The following is a 19,958-nucleotide window of genomic DNA, read 5'->3' as shown; positions in this document are numbered from 1 at the left end:
ATCGCTCGATACAATACAAGTGGAATCTATGGCAATCTCTGAAACTAGCCCTACCCGGCCAGGTCCTTCGACGTCGTCGCAAAAGGGCCGCACCTCATTTGGTATCCTGGGAGCAATCAGCCTCTCCCATCTGCTAAACGATATGATTCAATCGCTGATCCTCGCGATTTACCCGCTCCTGCAGTCGGAGTTTTCGCTGACGTTTGTGCAGATCGGGATGATTACTCTCACCTTCCAGCTCACCTCGTCGCTATTCCAGCCGGTTATCGGTTACATCACCGATAAGCGCTCAATGCCATGGTCGCTGCCGGTGGGCATGTGCTTTACCCTGACGGGCCTGGTGTTACTGGCGCTGGCCGGAAGTTTCGGTATGGTTCTGCTGGCCGCAGCCCTGGTCGGGACCGGTTCTTCGGTCTTCCACCCGGAATCCTCCCGCGTGGCGCGAATGGCCTCCGGTGGCCGTCACGGGCTGGCGCAATCTATCTTCCAGGTGGGCGGTAACTTTGGCAGCTCGCTCGGGCCATTGCTGGCGGCGGTCATCATTGCACCGTACGGTAAAGGCAACGTCGCCTGGTTTGTGCTGGCCGCACTGCTGGCGATTGTGGTGCTGGCACAGGTGAGCCGCTGGTACGCCGCGCAGCATCGAATGAACAAAGGGAAACCTAAAGCACCGATTATTAATCCGCTGCCAAAAAATAAAGTGATTCTCGCCGTTTCCATCCTGTTAATGCTGATTTTCTCGAAATACTTCTATATGGCGAGCATTAGCAGCTATTACACCTTTTATCTGATGCAAAAATTCGGATTATCCGTACAGAATGCGCAGATTCATTTATTTGCCTTCCTGTTCGCGGTGGCGGCAGGTACGGTGATTGGCGGCCCTGTCGGAGATAAAATTGGGCGTAAATACGTGATTTGGGGCTCTATCCTCGGCGTTGCGCCGTTTACCCTCCTTTTACCTTATGCAACTCTGTGGTGGACCGGTATTTTAACGGTAATCATTGGATTTATTCTCGCTTCAGCCTTTTCGGCCATCCTGGTGTACGCGCAGGAGCTGTTACCCGGCCGTATCGGCATGGTTTCCGGGCTATTCTTCGGTTTCGCATTTGGCATGGGCGGCTTAGGTGCTGCGGTGTTAGGGCTGATTGCCGACCACACCAGTATTGAATTGGTTTATAAAATATGTGCTTTCCTACCACTTATTGGGATGTTGACCATATTCTTACCTGATAACCGCCAAAAACACTAAGTTATAGGCAGCCAAAGTATCATTTTGGCTGCCGCCATCTCCCTGTAATCTCGCTCCCCACCTAGCCTCACTTATCTATTTTTCACTTTTGTGCCATTTACCTCTAAAAATTCAATTTTTTAGCTAAATTCAAGAATTATTCACAAACATAATGATGGAAATTGTCATAAACTATTACCAGGCTTTTTGGTTTTCAGGTTGTTTTGACACTCTGCACCAAAAATGGAACCACGCATCACGACGAAAGGAGACGGAATGCATCACGCCACACCGCTTATCACCACCATTGTTGGTGGCCTTGTGCTCGCTTTTTTCCTTGGCATGATTGCCAATAAGTTAAGAATTTCACCACTGGTGGGTTATTTATTAGCGGGCGTGCTGGCCGGACCATTTACTCCAGGATTTGTCGCTGACACTAAGCTTGCGCCGGAACTGGCAGAACTGGGCGTTATTCTGCTGATGTTTGGCGTGGGTCTCCATTTCTCGCTCAAGGATCTGATGGCGGTAAAGTCGATAGCCATCCCCGGAGCGATAGCCCAAATCGCCGTCGCCACCCTACTGGGGATGCTGCTCTCCACCTTCTTAGGCTGGTCAATAATGACCGGTATCGTCTTTGGTTTATGTCTTTCTACCGCCAGTACCGTGGTGCTGCTGCGTGCCCTGGAAGAACGTCAGCTTATTGATAGCCAGCGGGGGCAAATCGCCATCGGCTGGCTTATTGTCGAAGATCTGGTGATGGTGCTAACGCTGGTTCTGCTGCCAGCCGTTGCCGGAATGATGGAAAAAGAGAATGTTGGCCTTGCCTCGCTGGCAATGGATATGGCCATTACGATTGGTAAAGTTGTGGCGTTTATTGCCATCATGATGCTGGTCGGTCGCCGTCTGGTGCCGTGGATCCTCTCACGCAGCGCCGCGACCGGCTCTCGCGAACTGTTTACCCTCTCGGTCCTGGCGCTGGCGCTGGGCATCGCCTTTGGCGCCGTTGAACTGTTCGACGTCTCCTTCGCGCTCGGAGCCTTCTTCGCTGGGATGGTGCTAAACGAGTCCGAACTAAGCTATCGCGCCGCTCACGATACGCTACCGCTGCGTGATGCATTTGCGGTGCTGTTCTTTGTCTCCGTCGGCATGCTGTTTGACCCGCTGGTCCTGATTGAACAGCCGCTGGCCGTACTGGCGACGCTGGCCATCATTATCTTCGGTAAGTCTTTGGCGGCATTCGGGCTGGTGCGTCTGTTTGGCCACTCGCAGCGCACCGCGCTAACCATCGCTACCAGCCTCGCGCAGATTGGTGAATTTGCCTTTATCCTCGCCGGCCTTGGAATGGCGCTGGGCCTGCTGCCACAGTCTGGGCAAAATCTGGTGCTGGCAGGCGCGATCCTCTCCATTATGCTGAATCCGGTGCTGTTCTCTGTGCTCGAAAAATACCTCGAGAAGACCGAAACGCTGGAAGAGCAAACGCTGGAAGAGGCGATGGAAGACGAAAAACAGATCCCGGTGGATATCTGCAACCATGCGCTGTTGGTCGGTTATGGCCGCGTAGGAAGCCTGCTGGGCGAGAAATTAATGGCTCAGGGTATCCCGCTGGTGGTGATTGAAACCTCGCGTACCCGCGTGGACGAGCTGCGCGAGCGCGGCATTCGCGCCGTGCTGGGCAATGCCGCCAATGAAGAGATTATGAATCTCGCGCACCTCGACTGCGCCCGCTGGCTGCTGCTGACCATTCCTAACGGCTACGAAGCCGGGGAAATTGTGGCCAGCGCCCGCGAGAAGTGTCCGCACCTCGAGATTATCGCCCGTGCGCATTACGACGACGAAGTCGCCTATATCAGCGAGCGTGGCGCGAATGAAGTGGTAATGGGCGAGCGCGAGATTGCCAAAACCATGCTGGGACTGCTGAGTGAGCCGCCGCTGAAAGAGGCGGTGAGCGGGTAGTTAAAAAAAGCGGGGGCCATTGGCCCCCGCTGTTATATCGGCTATCTGATTAGCGCTCCCAGTACGCCTCTTCGAGGCTATCTTCTTTCTCCGGCAGCCCACGCGTCAGGCGCGGTGAATGCTGGTTCAATACCTGATAGCTCACCCGGTTCGCATACTTACAGACCTGCGCCAGCGACGAATAGGTCAACCAGCTGTGCTGATGTTTGCTGGAGTTGGGCACATTCGAACGGTGGTAGGCGTTGGCGGTAATATCGTGCAGCAGCGCCGCCAGCGCGCCGTCACCGGCGCCGTTGGTGTTCATAATCTTCTCAGGCCCGCCCATAAACGGCGCAATGTGAGAATAGATGCGCAGCGGATCCTGACAATCTTTATACCGTACCGCGCGGCTGAATTCGTACTGGTTAAATTCGGCAATGGCGCCCGGCAGCAGCGGATGCTGCGTTTTCCGTTTGGCATCATTTTCGGTGAAGCCCGCCATATACAGCCCGGTTGGTCCGGCGGTGCACAGCACCAGATCGACCCAATCCAGCGCTTTATCTCCAGCCTGCAGCGGGTCGCTCAATCCGGTGAGCGCTTCAGCCTCTTCTTCATTCATCGCCAGAATCGACACGTGCTCTTTGATAAAGCTCTGCCACCACTCCGGGCTGTCGGCGATAACGAACTTAGTCCCCAGCGTCAGCACCACCGGCACGTCGTATTTTTTGGCGTAGGCAATCGCCTGCATGGTGGCATCCGGCATCGGTTCGCCCGGTTTGCAGCGCACCAGATAAGACGTCAGCACCAGCGCAGAAGCCCCGGCGATAACGGATTCAGGGATACTCTCCGGACGCAGCTTATTCATGTGACCAGGGCTGATGGCAAAGGTGCGCTCTCCGGCATCGCCAATCAGGGTGAAGCAGCGGCCAATCGGCCCATCAACGCCCTGCAGATAGTTGAGGTCCGTACGGCTGGAGGTGTTACACAGGTAACGATAGGCGTAGCCGCCAATTTCGATATTGCTGCACATCACGCCGAGCAGCACCGAGCGGTCATCCGCCAGCACCGAGTAATTGTGCATCGTGTTGCCAATCGTCCCGCCGGCAAACTGGTGGGTAATCAGATTTTCACGCACCAGCTCCTGATACAGCGCTTCCGCCACGTCATCTTCAATCACCAGTGAGTGCCCGGCGCTCAGGCCATAGCGTGCGATAAACGCATCATCGACTTTGGCTTCGATATCCACCAGCGTATGGTCAATACCGACCACCCACGAGACGCTGGTTTCGCTCTCAGGCTGGATCTGTTTTAACAGCGGATCGCGAGCGTCCACCGGGAAATAGTGTTTGGATTTGCGTTTACCGGGAAATTTCATGGTGATTTTTGAGTGGCCGTTAACAGGCGGAGAATAGTAGCACACTCCCCCGCCTGCTTGCGATTAGCGATACGATGCGGTCAGGTTGGCCATCATCGTAATATGCGCGTCATCGTCGTTGAGCGCCGGAATGTACTCATATTTCAGCCCGCCCGCCTCGAGGAACACTTCGCGGTTCTGTACCGCAATTTCCTCCAGCGTTTCCAGACAATCCGCGGAGAAGCCAGGGCACATTACCTGAATATGTTTCCCCCCTTTTTCACCGAGCATTTTCAGCGTCTCGTCGGTGTAGGGCGTCAGCCACGGCTCGCGGCCAAAGCGCGATTGATAGGTCATCATCACTCTATCGGGTGAGATGCCTAACGCAGAAACCAGTTCGCGGGTGGTGTCGCGGCAGCGCTGCGGGTAGTCATCGCCTTCATTGGCGTAGCGCTGGGGAATGCCGTGATAGGAAAGCAGCAGCACTTCCGGTTCGCCGTGGCGTTCAAACGAGGCGCGTGCGCTGGCGGCCAGCGCCTGAATGTAGTCGTGGTTGGTCGCATAGTCACGAATAAACGACACGCTGGGGATCGCGCGCTTGGTCGCCAGGATACGTGCCAGCTCATCCCATACCGCCGCAACGGTAGAACAAGAGTACTGAGGATAGAGCGGCAGAACGATCAGTTGGTCAACGCCCTGCGCTAACAGCTCATCCACCGCGCTTTGCAGCGACGGCGTGCCATAGCTCATGCCTAGCACCACCGGAACATCAGGCAGGCGTGCCGCCAGCGCGCGCTGCTGTCGACGGCTGTATACCATCAGCGGTGAACCTTCTTCCATCCACACGGATTGATACAGTTTCGCCACGCGTGGGGCGCGAATGGGCAGGATCACGCCGCGCAGCAGCGGCCACCACAGCAGTCGCGGGGTATCGACAACGCGTCGGTCGCTAAGAAATTGCAGCAGGTAACGTTTTATTGCGCCCGGTGTCGGCGCGTCAGGGGTGCCGAGGTTAACCAGCAGAATACCGGGTTTCTTATGATGCATTACCGCCTCTTATCGATTCAAATTGTTGATAATTGTAGCGGAAAAGGGGGAAGAAAAACTAATTGCTGTGAGAGGTAAGGTGAGAATGTGTCTGATGGTACTGCATTTATCAGGCCTACCGGATAATCGGTAGGCCTGATAAGGCGTTTACGCCGCCATTCGGCACGGAACATGCAGAATGGCGAGAAACATTAACCGAGGATTTTCGCCAGTTCAGCGCGTACGTCGGCTACGGCTTTGGTGCCGTCAACTTTCGCGTACTTGGTGTTACCCGCCTGCGCTTCTTTGGAGTAGTAACCGATAAGCGGTGCAGTCATCTGATGGTATTCAACCAGACGTTTACGCACGGTTTCTTCCTGATCGTCTTTACGGGTGCTCAGCTCTTCGCCGGTCACATCATCTTTGCCTTCAACCTTAGGCGGGTTGAATTTGATGTGGTAAACACGGCCGGATGCCGCGTGAACGCGACGACCGATGATGCGGTCAACGATCAGTTCATCAGGAACATCGAATTCCAGAACGTAGTCAACGTTGATACCCGCTTCTTTCATGGCGTCAGCCTGCGGAATAGTACGCGGGAAGCCGTCCAGCAGGAAACCGTTACGGCAGTCTTCCTGGGAGATACGCTCTTTCACCAGCGCGATAACCAGTTCATCAGTAACCAGTTTGCCCGCGTCCATGATGTCTTTAGCTTGTTTGCCCAGCTCGCTGCCGGATTTCACCGCGGCACGCAGCATGTCACCGGTGGAAATTTGCGGAATGCCATATTTCTCCATGATGAACTGTGCCTGAGTTCCTTTCCCCGCGCCCGGAGCGCCAAGCAGAATGATACGCATTGCGAAAATCCCCTCAAAGGTTGTCAATATTATAAAAAAAGCGCTAAACGATACCACCAGAACGGCGATGGCTCAAGGAAGGAGGGTCGGCTGAAACGGTTAACGGTACGATATTTTAGCGAGAAGGGGGTTTGATACCCTCTTCCACTGGCAGAGGAAGGAAACCCGCGCGAGGCCAGTTTCCTCCCCCTGCCAGGGAGAGGGTGAGGATAAGACTTACGACACCAGCAGCTGGTTCATGCGGCGAATAAACTGGTTAGGATCTTCCAGCGTACCGCGCTCGGCGAACAGCGCCTGATCGAGCAACAGCTCAACCCACTCTTTAAACTGCCCTTCGTCCTGAGTATCGGCGGTGCGTTTTACCAGCACGTGATCCGGGTTCAGTTCAAAGATGTACTTCACTTCCGGCGCAGCCTGGCCCGCAGCGGCAAACAGTTTTGCCATCTGGGTGCTCATGTCGTCCGCATCGGTGGTCACGATAGCCGGGGTGTCGGTCAGACGGTGAGTCAGACGCACCTCTTTCACGCGATCGCCCAGCAGCGTTTTCACGCGCTCAACGAACGGCGTCAGCGCTTTTTCAGCTTCTTTCGCGCTTTCGTCAACGTCGTCCGCCAGCTTGTCGATAGATTCATCGGCTTTGGCTACGGACTGGAACACCTTGCCGTCGAACTCGGTCAGGTAGTTCATCATCCACTCATCGATGCGGTCAGAAAGCAGCAGTACTTCGATGCCTTTCTTACGCAGCAGCTCGAGGTGCGGGCTGCTCTTCGCCGCGGCATAGCTGTCGGCGGTGATGTAGTAAATTTTCTCCTGCCCTTCCTTCATGCGCGAAACGTAGTCGGCAAGCGACACGGTCTGCTCAGAAGAGTCGGTATGCGTCGACGCAAAGCGCAGCAATTTAGCAATTGCTTCCTGGTTGCCGTTGTCTTCCGCCGGGCCTTCTTTCAGTACCAGACCGAACTGTTTCCAGAAGGTCAGATATTTCTCGGCATCGTCTTTGGCCAGTTTGTCCAGCATCTGCAGTACACGCTTGGTCAGCGCATTACGCAGGTTACGGGTGACGGTGCTGTCCTGCAGAATTTCACGGGACACGTTCAGCGGCAGATCGTTGGAATCTATCAGGCCACGAACGAAACGCAGGTAGTTCGGCATGAACTGTTCAGCGTCATCCATGATGAACACGCGCTGCACGTACAGCTTCAGGCCGTGCTTGTGATCGCGGTTCCACATGTCCCACGGCGCCTGCGATGGAATGTACAGCAGGCTGGTGTACTCCTGCTTACCTTCCACACGGTTGTGGCTCCAGGTCAGCGGATCGGTAAAGTCATGGGCGATGTGCTTGTAGAACTCTTTGTATTCGTCGTCGTTAAGCTCAGCTTTATTACGCGTCCACAGCGCCTGCGCCTTGTTGATTTTCTCCCAGGAAACGATGGTTTCACCGTCTTTCTCTTCCTGTTTTTCAATCTCTACCGGCAGTGCGATATGGTCGGAATATTTGCTGATAACGGAGCGCACGCGCCAGTCGTCGAGGAAATCGTCCTCGCCTTCGCGCAGGTGCAGGGTAATTTCGGTACCGCGATCCGCTTTGGTGATATCGGCAACGGTGTATTCACCCTCGCCTTCGGATTCCCAGAACACGCCGTTTTCTGGCTTGTCGCCCGCCGCACGGGTGCGCACGGTGACTTTATCCGCCACGATAAACGCCGAGTAGAAGCCCACGCCGAACTGGCCGATAAGCTGGCTATCTTTAGCCTGGTCGGAGCCCATGGACTCGAGGAACGCCTTGGTACCGGACTTAGCGATCGTCCCGAGGTGATCGATAACTTCGTCGCGGTTCATACCAATGCCGTTATCGGCAATGGTCAACGTACGCTTATCTTTATCGAAGGAGACGCGGACGCGCAGTTCGCCGTCACCTTCATACAGATCCGGCGTCGACAGCGCGCGAAAACGCAGTTTGTCCGCCGCATCCGATGCGTTAGAGATAAGCTCACGCAGGAAGATTTCTTTATTGGAATACAGAGAATGGATCATCAGATGCAGAAGTTGTTTTACTTCTGACTGAAAGCCACGGGTTTCTTGTCCTTTCATTGCAAAATACCTCAATGCTGATTACAAGGTAAAAAAAAGCGATGAGAGGAAAATGGGGATGGGTAGGAAGGATTTCAAGCGAGAGCAGTAAATCCTGCTCTCGATTGATTAAAAACGAATCTTATGACGCCCGGCCAGCGAGTGCGACAGCGTGGTGCCATCGACCATCTCCAGCTCACCGCCAACCGGCACGCCGTGGGCGATACGGCTGGCTTCGACGCCTGCCTGCGCGCACAGTTCGGCGATATAGTTAGCGGTCGCCTCCCCTTCCACCGTCGGGTTGGTGGCGAGGATAACCTCGGTAAGCTGCTCCGTTTCCAGACGCTGCTCAAGTCGGTCAAGTCCGATATCGTCCGGGCCAATGCCGTCCAGCGGCGAGAGGTGCCCCATCAGCACGAAGTAGCGGCCAGAGAATTGCCCGGTTTGCTCAATGGCGTAGATGTCCGCAGGACTCTCCACCACGCAAATCTGGCCGTTCTCCTGGCGACGCGGGTTCGAGCAGATGTTGCACACCTCCTGCTCGGTGAAGGTGCGGCAATCGGCGCAGTGGCCGATTTCCGACATCGCACGGGTTAATGCCTGCGCCAGACGCATTCCGCCGCTGCGGTCACGCTGCAGCAGGGTAAACGCCATGCGCTGCGCTGACTTCGGGCCAACACCCGGCAGACAGCGCAGTGCTTCCATCAGCTGAGTTAACAGCGGACTGGTTTGCATCAGAATGGCATCTTAAAGCCTGGCGGCAGCTGCATACCGGAGGAAACGGAAGCCATTTTCTCTTTCTGCGTTTCGTCGATACGACGTGCTGCATCGTTGAAGGCCGCAGCCACCAGATCTTCCAGCATGTCTTTGTCGTCTTCCAGCAGGCTTGGGTCGATTTCAACGCGACGGCAGTTATGCGCGCCGTTGATGGTCACTTTAACCAGACCTGCGCCAGACTCGCCGGTCACTTCCAGCTGAGCGATTTCTTCCTGCATTTTCTGCATTTTGTCTTGCATCTGCTGGGCCTGTTTCATCAGGTTACCCAGACCGCCTTTACCACCAAACATAGGCTTCTCTCTCAATAAGTCACGTTAAAGGATGACAATCGTGAGCCGGGCTCACAATCAAATGGGGCGAATACTCTCTTCATCCAAATCCGCATCGAAGAATCGACGCAGGGTCTGAATGTTATTATCCGCGATAATCGACTCGCGCGCCTGCGCAAGCTTCTCTTCGTAAATGGCCTGTCGCCACTCCAGCGGCGTACGCACCGCCGGATTATCATCTTCCACGATGGTCAATTCAACAGGCGCACCGTATAAAGTGCTCATCGCTTCGGTCAACTTCTGTAGCGCACCGGGCGAATTCAGATGCCGCTGCGTCGGACGCAGATGCAGGCACACCGTTTGACCATCTTGTTCTTTCCACGCGTTCAGCGCGACCTGCTCAACCAGCTTCGGCAGCGCCATCTGGCTGACCTGCGCTGCCCACTCGTCGCGCTCAATGGCTTCTGCCATCAGCTTCTGCGCCAATTCAGGCGTCTTTTCGTGCTCCAGCGCTTTCTTTAGCGCCTTCGGCGTGGCGACTTCCTCTTTTTTCACCTCTGCGGCAGGCGTCGTCGCTTTCCAGCGATAGGCCTCTTTCTTCGCCGCAGGCTGAGTTTGCGCCGATGAAGCCGGACGCGCCTGAACGCGCTCGGATACCGATGCCAGTCTTTCCAGCGCAGCGTTATTCACCGGCCGCGCGCGGGAAGCGGCTGCCGGTTCACTCTTTTTTGGTTGGGTTGCTCCCTGACTGCCCTGCTGTAGCTGGCGACGTGCGGCCAACACCTGATTGGTCGAATCAGGGAGTGAAGCCGACGGTGGCGGCGTCACGGGGGCAGAAGTTGGCATCGATGGCGGCTGTTGCGTCACCGGGGCGCTGACCGGCGCAAAGGTCTGCGGCGGCGCTTGCGGCTCGGGTAGCGGCGCATTCGGGTGGAATGCCAGCGCGCGCAGCAGCGTCATCTCAATGCCCATGCGGCGATCCGGAGCATACGGCAATTCTTTACGGCCAATCAGCAGCGTCTGGTAGTAAAGCTGAACGTCGGTCGGCGGTACCGTCCGCGCCAGATTACGCATGCGTTGTTCAATCGCCGCCATATCGCTGCCCAATGCCGCAGGCGATAGCTGAACCATCGCAATACGGTGCAGCAGGCTTTGCATTTCGACTAACAGCGCTTCCCAGTCAACGCCGCGCAGCGCGGCATCGTTGACCAGTTCCATGACGCGCTCACCGTTGGCCGCGACCAGCGCTTCAATCAGCGACAGCGCCTGATCGTCGTCAAGCGTGCCGAGCATTTCGCTTACTGATGTTGTGGTGAGCTGGCCTTCACCGCTAGCAATCGCCTGATCGGTCAGGCTCAGCGCATCACGGAGGCTGCCGTCCGCCGCACGGGCCAGCAATTGCAGGGCCCGTGGTTCGTGGCTGATATGCTCTTCGTCAAGAATATGCTCCAGTTGATGGCGGATCTGTTCAACGTCCAGCGCCTTCAGGTGGAACTGCAGGCAGCGCGACAAAATCGTCACCGGCAGCTTTTGCGGATCGGTGGTTGCCAGCAGGAATTTAACGTGCGCAGGCGGCTCTTCCAGCGTCTTTAGCAAAGCATTAAAGCTGTGACGGGAAAGCATGTGCACTTCATCGATCAGATAGACCTTAAAGCGGCCGCGCGCCGGCGCATACTGGACGTTGTCCAGCAGATCGCGGGTATCTTCAACTTTGGTACGCGAGGCGGCATCGATCTCAATCAGATCGACAAAGCGGCCCTGTTCGATTTCACGGCAGTTATCGCACACGCCGCACGGCGTCGCGGTAATGCCGGTTTCGCAATTGAGTCCTTTCGCCAGTAAACGGGCGATAGACGTTTTCCCCACACCGCGGGTGCCGGAAAAAAGATATGCGTGATGAATGCGCCCTAACGATAAGCCGTTCGCCAGTGCGGTCAGCACATGTTCCTGGCCGACGACGTCAGCAAAGGTTTGTGGGCGCCATTTTCGGGCTAAGACCTGATAACTCATTGGCTGGCTCTGAAACGCTGGAAGGTGGATTCTGGAAGGGGTAATGCTATCACAGCCCCGCCAGATCGGCGAGGCTATGTATCGGGAAATGCTTAGTGACCCGGGAAATTCACCAGGCTATAGCTGGTGATGCCCTGTTTTTCCAGGCGCTGTTCGCCACCGAGATCGAACAGGTTGATGATGAATGCCGCATCGTGCACTTCACCACCCAGACGACGAATCAGCTTCACCGTCGCTTCGATAGTCCCGCCGGTTGCCAGCAGGTCGTCAACTACCAGCACTTTATCGCCGGCTTTAATCGCATCAACATGGATTTCCAGCTGATCGGTGCCATATTCCAGCTCGTAGCTTTCGGCGATGGTTTCACGCGGCAGTTTGCGCGGCTTACGTACCGGGATAAAACCTACGCCCATCGCCAGCGCCACCGGCGCACCGAACAGGAAGCCACGTGCTTCGGTACCCACCACTTTGGTGATGCCGGCATCTTTGTACTTCTCAACCAGCAATTCAATGCTGAGCGCATAGGCTTTCGGGTCTTCCAGTAAGCTGGTGACATCACGGAAAAGAATGCCAGGTTTTGGATAATCCTGGATGCTCTGGATGCTGTTCTTCAGATATTCAAGCTGCTGTGCAGTAGCGGTCATAGGTTTGTGCCTAATTAAAACAGTGTTACTCAAGGCGAGCAAAACGGGTTAAAAATGTCGAATGCTTAAATTTTAACCGGGCGCGCCTGTGCTCGAAAACGCCAGAATTTACTGGCTAGCCCGTAGAATTGCAACACCATTAATGCGGTTCACGACTTTTGTTGTTCTGCATCAATCACCGGGATTCGCCACATGAAAATCAGCAGTGCGCAGAGAATCACCAGCAAAAGCAGGCGAACCCAAAGCATATCAACCAGCCAAAGCGAGATGCCAAACGTCAGTAAAATCAGCGCAATCGCCCGCGGTTTCGCCCCCGGCGGCATCGCTTTATAGCGCTGCCAGTGGCGCAAATAGCTGCCAAACCACGAACGGTAGAGCAGCCAGTCATGGAATCTCGGCGACGATCGAGCAAAGCACCACGCGGCCAGCAGAATAAACGGCGTCGTCGGCAGCAGCGGTAAAACCACGCCAAGGGTGCCAAGGGCTACCGCCAGCCAGCCAATAATGATTAGAATAGTACGCTGCATAATGCGAATCGTTATCAAATGAGTTTGCTAATGTAGCATAGTCGATAAGATTAACACGGAGAACCTGGTGAAAACGGCCCTGCTTTTACAAACGCTGGAACAACAGCTCGCCCGGTTGCAGACGCGTATCGCACCGCAGGCCACGCACGCCACTCTGAGTGCCCGTTTCGACCGCCAGCTTTTTCGCACCCGCAGCACGCAAATGCAGGCCTATCTTGACGAAGCACAGGCGAATTTTCAGGAGCTCAAACACGCCGCTGAACAGCAGCAGCTGCCGCAGGTTGCCTGGCTTGCTGAACATCTGGCGGCGCAGATTGAAGCAATCAGTCGCGAAAGTGAGTCCTGGTCACTGCGAGTATGGGACAGCGCGTCACCCGGACTACGCCGCTGGCAGCGTAAACGACTGGAAACACAGGATTTTGAACGTCGTCTGCTGGAAATGAAGCAACAGCGCCAGCAGCAGTATCAGCAGGCCACCACGCTAGATGATCAGCAGCGCCTGGCACGCGAAATTACCGCTTTTGACGGCCGTATTGCGCGCTGCCAGCAGGCGCTACAGGAAATTGAACGAGTGCTCGCGCGGATGACGCGCTAACAAGGAGAAGCTATGTCGCTGGAAAACGCCCCGGATGACGTCAAACTGGCGGTCGACCTTATCGAGCTGCTGGAGAGCAATCAGATCGCCCCGGAAATTGTGCTAAGCGCGCTGGAAATGGTGCGGCAAGATTATGTGAACAAGCTAAAAAATGCGGGAAATGCCTCGTAAAATACGCAATTGCCAGCTACCTCGCCGTCATCGTCTATGGCAAATTTTCCGTCACCGTATGGAAAAGGCGATGACGGATTATCATGAAAATTTTCTCGGCGACCCCGCACGACGCCATTTTTAAGCAGTTTTTACACCATACGGCGATCGCCCGCGATTTTCTGGAAGCCCACCTTCCCGCTGACCTCTTAGCACTTTGCGATCTGGAAACGCTGCAACTGACTTCAGGCAGTTTTGTTGAAGAGGATCTACGTGCCAGCTACTCCGATATTCTCTACGCACTGCAAACCCGTGATGGACCAGGCTATATCTACGTATTAATTGAACACCAAAGCTCCACGGATAAATTGATGGCCTTTCGCCTGATGCGCTATGCCATCGCCGCCATGCAGCGCCATCTCGATGCCGGCCACGAGACATTGCCGCTGGTGATCCCGCTGCTTTTTTATCACGGTTGCGCCAGCCCCTGGCCCTATCGCCTGAACTGGACCACCCTGTTTGCCGACCCGGCTCTTGCCGCTCAACTGTATACGCACGATTTTCCGCTGGTGGATATCACCGTGATTGCCGACGATGAGATCATGACCCACCGACGCATGGCGATGCTGGAGCTATTGTTTAAACATATACGTCAGCGCGATCTCGCGACGTTACTCGACCGCCTGGGGGCGCTGCTGATAGAAAATTGGTTAACTGCGCCACAGTTAGCGGCGCTGATTCACTATATGCTGCAGGCGGGCGGCACGCAGCAGCCGGAACAACTCATCGCCAAACTCGCGGAATATTCACCACAGCATAGGGAGCAGCTAATGACAATTGCAGAATGGCTCGCCGAAAAAGGGCGAAAACAAGGGATTGAGCAAGGCGAAGCGCTTGGTCGCCGGGAAGAGGCCGTTAAGATTGCGCGTAACATGTTAAACGCCGGGCTCTCAGTCACTCTGATAACCCAGTTGACCGGCTTAACCGCCGATGATCTCGCCATTCAGGCCGAATAAAAAAGGGCGACATAATGTCGCCCTTTTTCCGTTAATCCGCAATGAGCGGCGTGCCGTCATTTTTATTGTCCCGCTTCACTTCCGTCACTTCATCACCCTTCTCATTATGCAGATGGACTTCCAGCTGGTTAAAGGCAATGTTGATGTCGTTTTCACGACACAGACGATCGATGGTGCGGTTCAGTTCATCTACGGTGTAGCTACGATCGCGCAGCTCGCGGACGTACAGACGCAATTCGTGATCCAGCGTGCTGGCGCCGAAGGTGGTGAAGAAGACCGACGGCTCCGGATCGTGCATCACTTTTGGATGGCTGGTCGCCGCCTGCAGTAGAACCGCTTTCACTTTATCCAGATCCGAACCATAGGCCACGCCGAGGCGGATAACCACGCGGGTAATGGTATCGCTGAGCGACCAGTTGATCAGGCGCTCGGTGACGAAGGCCTTGTTCGGGATAATGACCTCTTTACGGTCAAAATCGGTAATGGTGGTCGCACGAATACGGATCTTACTGACCGTCCCTGAGAAGGTGCCGATGGTCACGGTATCACCAATACGCACCGGACGCTCAAACAGAATAATCAGGCCGGACACGAAGTTACCGAAAATTTCCTGCAAGCCAAAACCAAGACCAACGGACAGCGCGGCGGCCAGCCACTGCAGCTTATCCCACGACACGCCAAGCGAGCCAAAGACGGTCATCGCCCCGACAGCCAGAATGACGTAGTTGAGGATCTGCGTAATCGCGTAGGAGGCCCCCTGGCGCATATTCAGCCGCGAGAGCACCAGCACTTCCAGCAGACCCGGTAAGTTGCGAATCAGCGCCCAGGCCACCATCGACGCGATAATCGCAAACAGCAGGCTGCCCATGGTGACGTTTTTCACTACGCTGGCGCCAGCCTCGGTAACGCTGTAATGCCATAGCGTGATGCTGTCGAGGTAGCTAAACACGGTGATCAAATCGGACCAAATAGCCCAGAACACCACGCCAAACAGCGCCACCATCACCAGCATGGTGATACGCAGCGTCTGCTGGTTGATTTGCTCCAGTGCGATAGTTGGCTCTTCCTGCGGCTCGGCCCCTTCGGCGCCCTCCTTCACCATATTTTGCCGGCGGGCCACCGCACGGCGATAGGCGATGCGGCGGGCAGCAACGCTCAGGCCACGCAGCACGGTTTGATACAGCAGGTTCCAGAAAATAACCAGATAAACGGTTTCAATCCAGCGGCCGGAAAGACGCAGCGTAGTATAGAAGTAGCCCGTTGCAGTCAGCACCATCAGCCCTACCGGAACCAGCGACAGCACCGTGACGGTCAGCAGGCGCAGGCTGTGCGACTCTTTGTCCCGCCAGCTTTCACGACACATCGGCCACGCCAGAATGGCGATAACCAGCAGGTTCAGCAGAATCACGAACTGACCCAGCACGTCATCCATCAGGTTCAGCGGCGAAAGCTCAGACACCACGGACCAGAAGTGCAGCGGCAGCAGCGCGAGGCTGATACGAACAATCTGACGCCGCCAGTGGCTGGTCAGCTGTTCCGGCATATTGAAGTGGCGCACGGCCACGCCATTTTTTTCCAGCACCTTCCAGCACAGGCCAAAGACCAGCCAGAAAATGGCCAGCTTTTTACAAAATGCCCACAGCAGACCGCTGATATTCAGCTGCATCGTCAGCAGAATAAGGCCAATGGCCAGAATCAGCAGCACCACCGGCAGAGCGCGGATAAGGTCGATTAAAATCGCTTTCGGGGTATGCAGCTGGCTGTCATTACGCAAGTTGCCGACCTGATCGCCCAATTTATTCTGATAATCACGCAGCCACTGCAGCCGCCAGCGAATCAAACCAGCAATCAACAGCAGCGGTAGACCGGCGAGAAAAGCAATAAACACCGCAGGCCACGCTTTTTCCCAGTTCACGGTGATTTTCATCGCCTTAAACTGGTCTTTCAGCGCGCCCGGGAAGGATTTAATCCAGTCCCAGTCCATCGGTCTGTTGCTGTTCACCCAGAAAATTTGCTGGGTCAGAATAGATTTGAGGCTTTTCGACACGCTCATCAACTGCTGCTGATTAATCTGCAGATTGATGGCCATCATCAGCTGGTTGCCGAGCTGTTTGTTGATGAGGTCGAGCATTTCACGCCGTGCATCGACAACCTGCAGCAGCGCATCGTGAACTTCGCTATCCACTTCGCTGCTGTGCCCCTCTTCCAGTTTGGCGACAAACTCATCGCTCTGGAACAGGGCATCGCGCTGCTGGTTAATTTCAAACTGTTCCAGCCGCAGGTCGGCAATGCGCGTGGTCATATCTTCCAGCTCGTCAGCCGACGGCAGCGTCTGCTGCTGCTGGTAGAGAATACGCGAAAGCAGCAAACTGCCTTTGAGGACCGCAATTTGCTCTTTGATATTACTCTCTGACTGCAGCGCACGATCAAGCCAGGTTTTGACCCGGATATTTTGCTGCACCAGCTGGTTGCCGCTTTCGGTGGCGGTAATCAGCTTCTGGCTCAGCTGGTGGTTAATTTCCAGCTCCTGTTTAACCAGCGGGTTCCCCTGGATACGCGCGGTTTCTTCCGGCGAAGCGGTTTCCGCGGCGGTTTTTTCCGACAGCAGCAGACGCTTGCTGTTAACCGCTTCTTGCAGCAGCTGAAGTTGGTGTTCGAGGCGGGTGCTGTATGCGGTCACGTAATCACGCTGTTTCTGCAGGGTATCCTGTAGCACCGTGTTGCCGGCAAGGCTTTTACGCTGGAAGTCGATTTCGGCATCAAGCAGCGTTTTTTGCACCTGCATCATCGTCTGCTGAGTTGGCCGCAGCGTATCGCCGACGGTGGTACCGTTCAGGCTATTACGCACCTGCAACAGCTGCTGCGAGGCCGAATTCATGGCGTTCTGCACGCGTTCCGGCTGCGTTTGCAGCGACACCAGTTGACTGTTGTAGGTGGCCAGATCGTTTTGCGCATTTTGTAGGTCATCAACTGCCTGCGACACGCGCGCTTCCAATTGACGGAGCGACAGCGTACTCAGCGTCTTGCGCGTTTCGTCATCATTATCAACATCGCTCAGCGCATTCAGATTCTCGGTCGCCTGACGCAGCTTAGCTGGCGCTTGATCCATCTGCTTTTGCAGCTGTGTGGATTCATCCTTCACGCGGTCGATTTTATCCAGCAGCTGGAGGGTTTCGCTGAGATCCTGCACCACCAGCTTATCCTGCGGCGTCAGGTCTTTCTTATTATTAAGGGCATTAAGCTGATCCTGAACATCAGCGCGGTCAGGAATATCAGTATTACTTAGCGCGCGAGCTTGCACCGCGGCAATAGAAAAGAGAAAGCAAACAGCGACAATGAAAAATGCAGAGATCGTAGCCCGTGGGCGGATGTTATGCAGCATAATGTGAACACGAGTAGTGGTTAAAGCCGGTAGCGAGCCGGAGAGAATTACCGGCGCAGAATAGCACTTAAGACAACGGTCGAATAGCCAGAGAGCCCAGGATTCTTCCAGGTAATTTCTCAGGCGTTATGTATCCATTTCCCCGCGTAGCGTTGGGCAAAATTGGTACATTTCGATTAAAATCGCCACATAGGCCCGCGCTTCAGCCCGCAGGTCAAACAGAGTCGGCGTCGACAGCCAGTTTTCCATCAGCCCGGAAATATAGCTGCGAGTCAGAATGGCCGCCCGACGACTTAATAAATTGGCCGGTAATGCTTTTGCCATCACACAGTCATTTAACGCCTGTTCAATTCTATCGTAACTTTCTATACATAAATTATGCTGTGCCTGTTGCACTACCGCCATTTCACCGACAAACTCACACTTGTGAAAGATAATCTCCATCATCAAGCGTCGGCGTTCTTCAACCACGGTTGCTTCCAGGATGTAAACAAGGATTTCCCTTAAAACTGAGAGTGGATCGTCCGGGAATTTTACCCGATACTCAATTTCAAGATCGCTGATGCTGGATTCTGATAACGCCCAGATTTCGTTAAAGAGATCCGACTTATCCTTAAAGTGCCAGTAAATGGCACCGCGCGTCACCCCGGCCGCTTTTGCAATCTCGGCCAGTGAAGTGGATGATACCCCCTGCTGTGAGAACAACCGTAGGGCAACATCCAGGATGTGTTGACGCGTTTCTCGCGCTTGTTCTTTGGTTTTTCGTGCCATAGGTCGGTGAATTTACAGAGGTTAGATTTACATACATTTATGAATGTATGTACCATAGTATGACGATAATACAAACGCAACAATGGGTTTGTGGACGTTTGCTCCATTGATCAATTTGAAATCGGACACTCGAGGTTTACATATGAACAAAAACAGAGGGTTAACGCCTCTGGCGGTCGTTCTGATGCTCTCAGGCAGCTTAGCGCTAACAGGATGTGACGACAAACCAGCTCAGCAAGGAGCCCAACACGCGCCAGAAGTCGGCGTAGTGACGCTCAAATCTGAACCTCTTGTAATCACGACGGAATTACCCGGCCGCACAAACGCATTCCGCGTAGCGGAAGTTCGTCCGCAGGTCAGCGGTATTATTCTGAAGCGTAACTTTACCGAAGGTGGCGACATCACCGCGGGCGAGTCGCTCTATCAGATTGATCCAGCCACCTATCAGGCGTCTTATGAAAGCGCGAAAGGCGATTTAGCGAAAGCCCAGGCCGCCGCCAATATCGCGAAATTGACCGTTAACCGCTATTCAAAACTGCTCGGCACCCAGTACATCAGCCGTCAGGATTATGATACCGCTGTCGCCGACGCCCAGCAGGCTAACGCAGCCGTGCTGGCCGCGAAAGCCGCCGTTGAAACCGCTCGCATTAACCTGGCGTATACCAAAGTGACTTCGCCTATCAGCGGACGCATTGGTAAATCCAACGTAACCGAAGGTGCGCTGGTGCAAAACGGCCAGGCTACCGCACTGGCAACCGTTCAGCAGTTAGATCCTATCTACGTTGACGTGACCCAATCCAGCAACGACTTTTTACGTCTGAAGCAAGAGCTGATGGACGGCAAGCTGAAGCAGGAAAACGGCAAAGCGAAAGTGGATCTGGTGACCAACGACGGCATCAAATATCCGCAGAGCGGCACCTTAGAATTCTCTGACGTCACCGTTGATCAGACCACCGGTTCTATCACGCTGCGCGCGGTCTTCCCGAACCCAGATCACACATTGCTGCCGGGGATGTTTGTCCGCGCACGTCTGGAAGAAGGGACTAACCCGAACGCATTGCTGGTGCCACAACAGGGTGTAACTCGTACGCCACGTGGCGATGCGACTGCGCTGGTGGTAGGTGAAGGCGATAAAGTCGAAACCCGCCAGATCGTTGCAACACAGGCCATTGGCGATAAGTGGCTGGTGACTGATGGTTTGAAAGATGGCGATCGCGTGATTATCACCGGTCTGCAAAAAGTGAAGCCGGGCGCGCAGGTTAAAGCCCAGGAAGTCACTTCTGACGCTAAACAGCCGGCCGCAGCTGGTGCAGCTCCGTCAGAACAAACCAAGTCTTAACTTAAACAGGA

17 protein-coding genes and 1 other annotated feature are annotated in these 19,958 nt (G+C 54.9%); of the genes, 6 read left to right on the top strand and 11 right to left on the bottom strand.

Features of this window, described 5'->3' with window-relative positions:
* Positions 1-28 precede the first annotated feature (28 nt).
* Positions 29-1,249 (top strand): MFS transporter, encoded by a 1,221-nt coding sequence (locus LZ634_RS01385; protein ID WP_234501953.1) that lies wholly within the window; start codon positions 29-31, stop codon positions 1,247-1,249.
* A gap of 255 nt (positions 1,250-1,504) precedes the next feature.
* Entirely contained in the window at positions 1,505-3,181 is a 1,677-nt protein-coding gene (ybaL, locus tag LZ634_RS01380) for a YbaL family putative K(+) efflux transporter (protein WP_234501952.1), read from the top strand.
* 49 nt (positions 3,182-3,230) lie between these two features.
* Here the strand turns inward: ybaL and LZ634_RS01375 are convergent, their stop codons facing one another.
* The 9 genes from LZ634_RS01375 to LZ634_RS01335 all read right to left on the bottom strand — a co-directional run bounded on the left by LZ634_RS01375 (position 3,231) and on the right by LZ634_RS01335 (position 12,694).
* Positions 3,231-4,535, bottom strand: coding sequence for an inosine/guanosine kinase (locus LZ634_RS01375; protein WP_234502027.1), 1,305 nt, complete (start codon positions 4,533-4,535; stop codon positions 3,231-3,233).
* Positions 4,536-4,598: 63 nt separating this feature from the next.
* The gene (hemH, locus tag LZ634_RS01370) at positions 4,599-5,561 is read right to left on the bottom strand and encodes a ferrochelatase (RefSeq protein WP_234501951.1); all 963 of its coding nucleotides are present in this window, start codon (positions 5,559-5,561) and stop codon (positions 4,599-4,601) included.
* 191 nt (positions 5,562-5,752) lie between these two features.
* Positions 5,753-6,397, bottom strand: a complete 645-nt coding sequence (gene adk / locus LZ634_RS01365) for an adenylate kinase (protein ID WP_234501950.1) — start codon at positions 6,395-6,397, stop codon at positions 5,753-5,755.
* Between the two features lie 216 nt (positions 6,398-6,613).
* Positions 6,614-8,488 (bottom strand): molecular chaperone HtpG, encoded by a 1,875-nt coding sequence (gene htpG / locus LZ634_RS01360; RefSeq protein WP_234501949.1) that lies wholly within the window; start codon positions 8,486-8,488, stop codon positions 6,614-6,616.
* 108 nt (positions 8,489-8,596) lie between these two features.
* Positions 8,597-9,202, bottom strand: a complete 606-nt coding sequence (recR, locus tag LZ634_RS01355) for a recombination mediator RecR (RefSeq protein WP_052283814.1) — start codon at positions 9,200-9,202, stop codon at positions 8,597-8,599.
* Positions 9,202-9,534: a YbaB/EbfC family nucleoid-associated protein gene (locus LZ634_RS01350; protein WP_052283815.1), complete on the bottom strand. Its 333-nt coding sequence runs from the start codon at positions 9,532-9,534 to the stop codon at positions 9,202-9,204. Before LZ634_RS01350 ends, recR begins: the two co-directional genes overlap by 1 nt.
* Positions 9,535-9,591: 57 nt before the next feature.
* Positions 9,592-11,523 (bottom strand): DNA polymerase III subunit gamma/tau, encoded by a 1,932-nt coding sequence (gene dnaX / locus LZ634_RS01345; RefSeq protein ID WP_234501948.1) that lies wholly within the window; start codon positions 11,521-11,523, stop codon positions 9,592-9,594.
* Positions 10,198-10,262, bottom strand: a sequence feature (DnaX frameshifting element). (Overlaps the previous gene by 65 nt.)
* A gap of 92 nt (positions 11,524-11,615) precedes the next feature.
* Positions 11,616-12,167 carry an adenine phosphoribosyltransferase gene (apt, locus tag LZ634_RS01340; RefSeq protein WP_234501947.1) on the bottom strand — a complete coding sequence of 184 codons (552 nt, stop codon included), beginning with the start codon at positions 12,165-12,167 and terminating at the stop codon, positions 11,616-11,618.
* 149 nt (positions 12,168-12,316) lie between these two features.
* Entirely contained in the window at positions 12,317-12,694 is a 378-nt protein-coding gene (locus LZ634_RS01335) for a DUF454 family protein (RefSeq protein WP_234501946.1), read from the bottom strand.
* A gap of 67 nt (positions 12,695-12,761) precedes the next feature.
* Here LZ634_RS01335 and priC point away from each other — a divergent pair, with 67 nt between their 5' ends.
* From priC to LZ634_RS01320, 3 genes are all read left to right on the top strand, one after another.
* Entirely contained in the window at positions 12,762-13,289 is a 528-nt protein-coding gene (priC, locus tag LZ634_RS01330) for a primosomal replication protein N'' (RefSeq protein WP_234501945.1), read from the top strand.
* 12 nt (positions 13,290-13,301) lie between these two features.
* On the top strand, positions 13,302-13,460 hold the full coding sequence (gene rsmS / locus LZ634_RS01325; RefSeq protein WP_234501944.1) for a pleiotropic regulatory protein RsmS: 159 nt from the start codon (positions 13,302-13,304) through the stop codon (positions 13,458-13,460).
* An 83-nt stretch (positions 13,461-13,543) separates the two neighbouring features.
* Positions 13,544-14,455 (top strand): Rpn family recombination-promoting nuclease/putative transposase, encoded by a 912-nt coding sequence (locus tag LZ634_RS01320; protein WP_265178847.1) that lies wholly within the window; start codon positions 13,544-13,546, stop codon positions 14,453-14,455.
* Positions 14,456-14,486: 31 nt separating this feature from the next.
* Here the strand turns inward: LZ634_RS01320 and mscK are convergent, their stop codons facing one another.
* Together mscK and acrR are read right to left on the bottom strand one after the other, a co-directional pair.
* Entirely contained in the window at positions 14,487-17,837 is a 3,351-nt protein-coding gene (gene mscK / locus LZ634_RS01315; RefSeq protein ID WP_234501943.1) for a mechanosensitive channel MscK, read from the bottom strand.
* 126 nt (positions 17,838-17,963) lie between these two features.
* Positions 17,964-18,608 (bottom strand): multidrug efflux transporter transcriptional repressor AcrR, encoded by a 645-nt coding sequence (gene acrR, locus LZ634_RS01310; protein WP_234501942.1) that lies wholly within the window; start codon positions 18,606-18,608, stop codon positions 17,964-17,966.
* Between the two features lie 142 nt (positions 18,609-18,750).
* On the opposite strand from acrR, the gene acrA reads away from it, so the two are divergent.
* Positions 18,751-19,947 (top strand): multidrug efflux RND transporter periplasmic adaptor subunit AcrA, encoded by a 1,197-nt coding sequence (acrA, locus tag LZ634_RS01305; RefSeq protein WP_234501941.1) that lies wholly within the window; start codon positions 18,751-18,753, stop codon positions 19,945-19,947.
* Positions 19,948-19,958 lie beyond the last annotated feature (11 nt).

It is taken from the genome of Kluyvera intermedia (assembly GCF_021440345.1).
Taxonomy (GTDB): domain Bacteria; phylum Pseudomonadota; class Gammaproteobacteria; order Enterobacterales; family Enterobacteriaceae; genus Kluyvera; species Kluyvera intermedia_A.
This window is presented reverse-complemented; position numbering and strand designations above follow the sequence as displayed.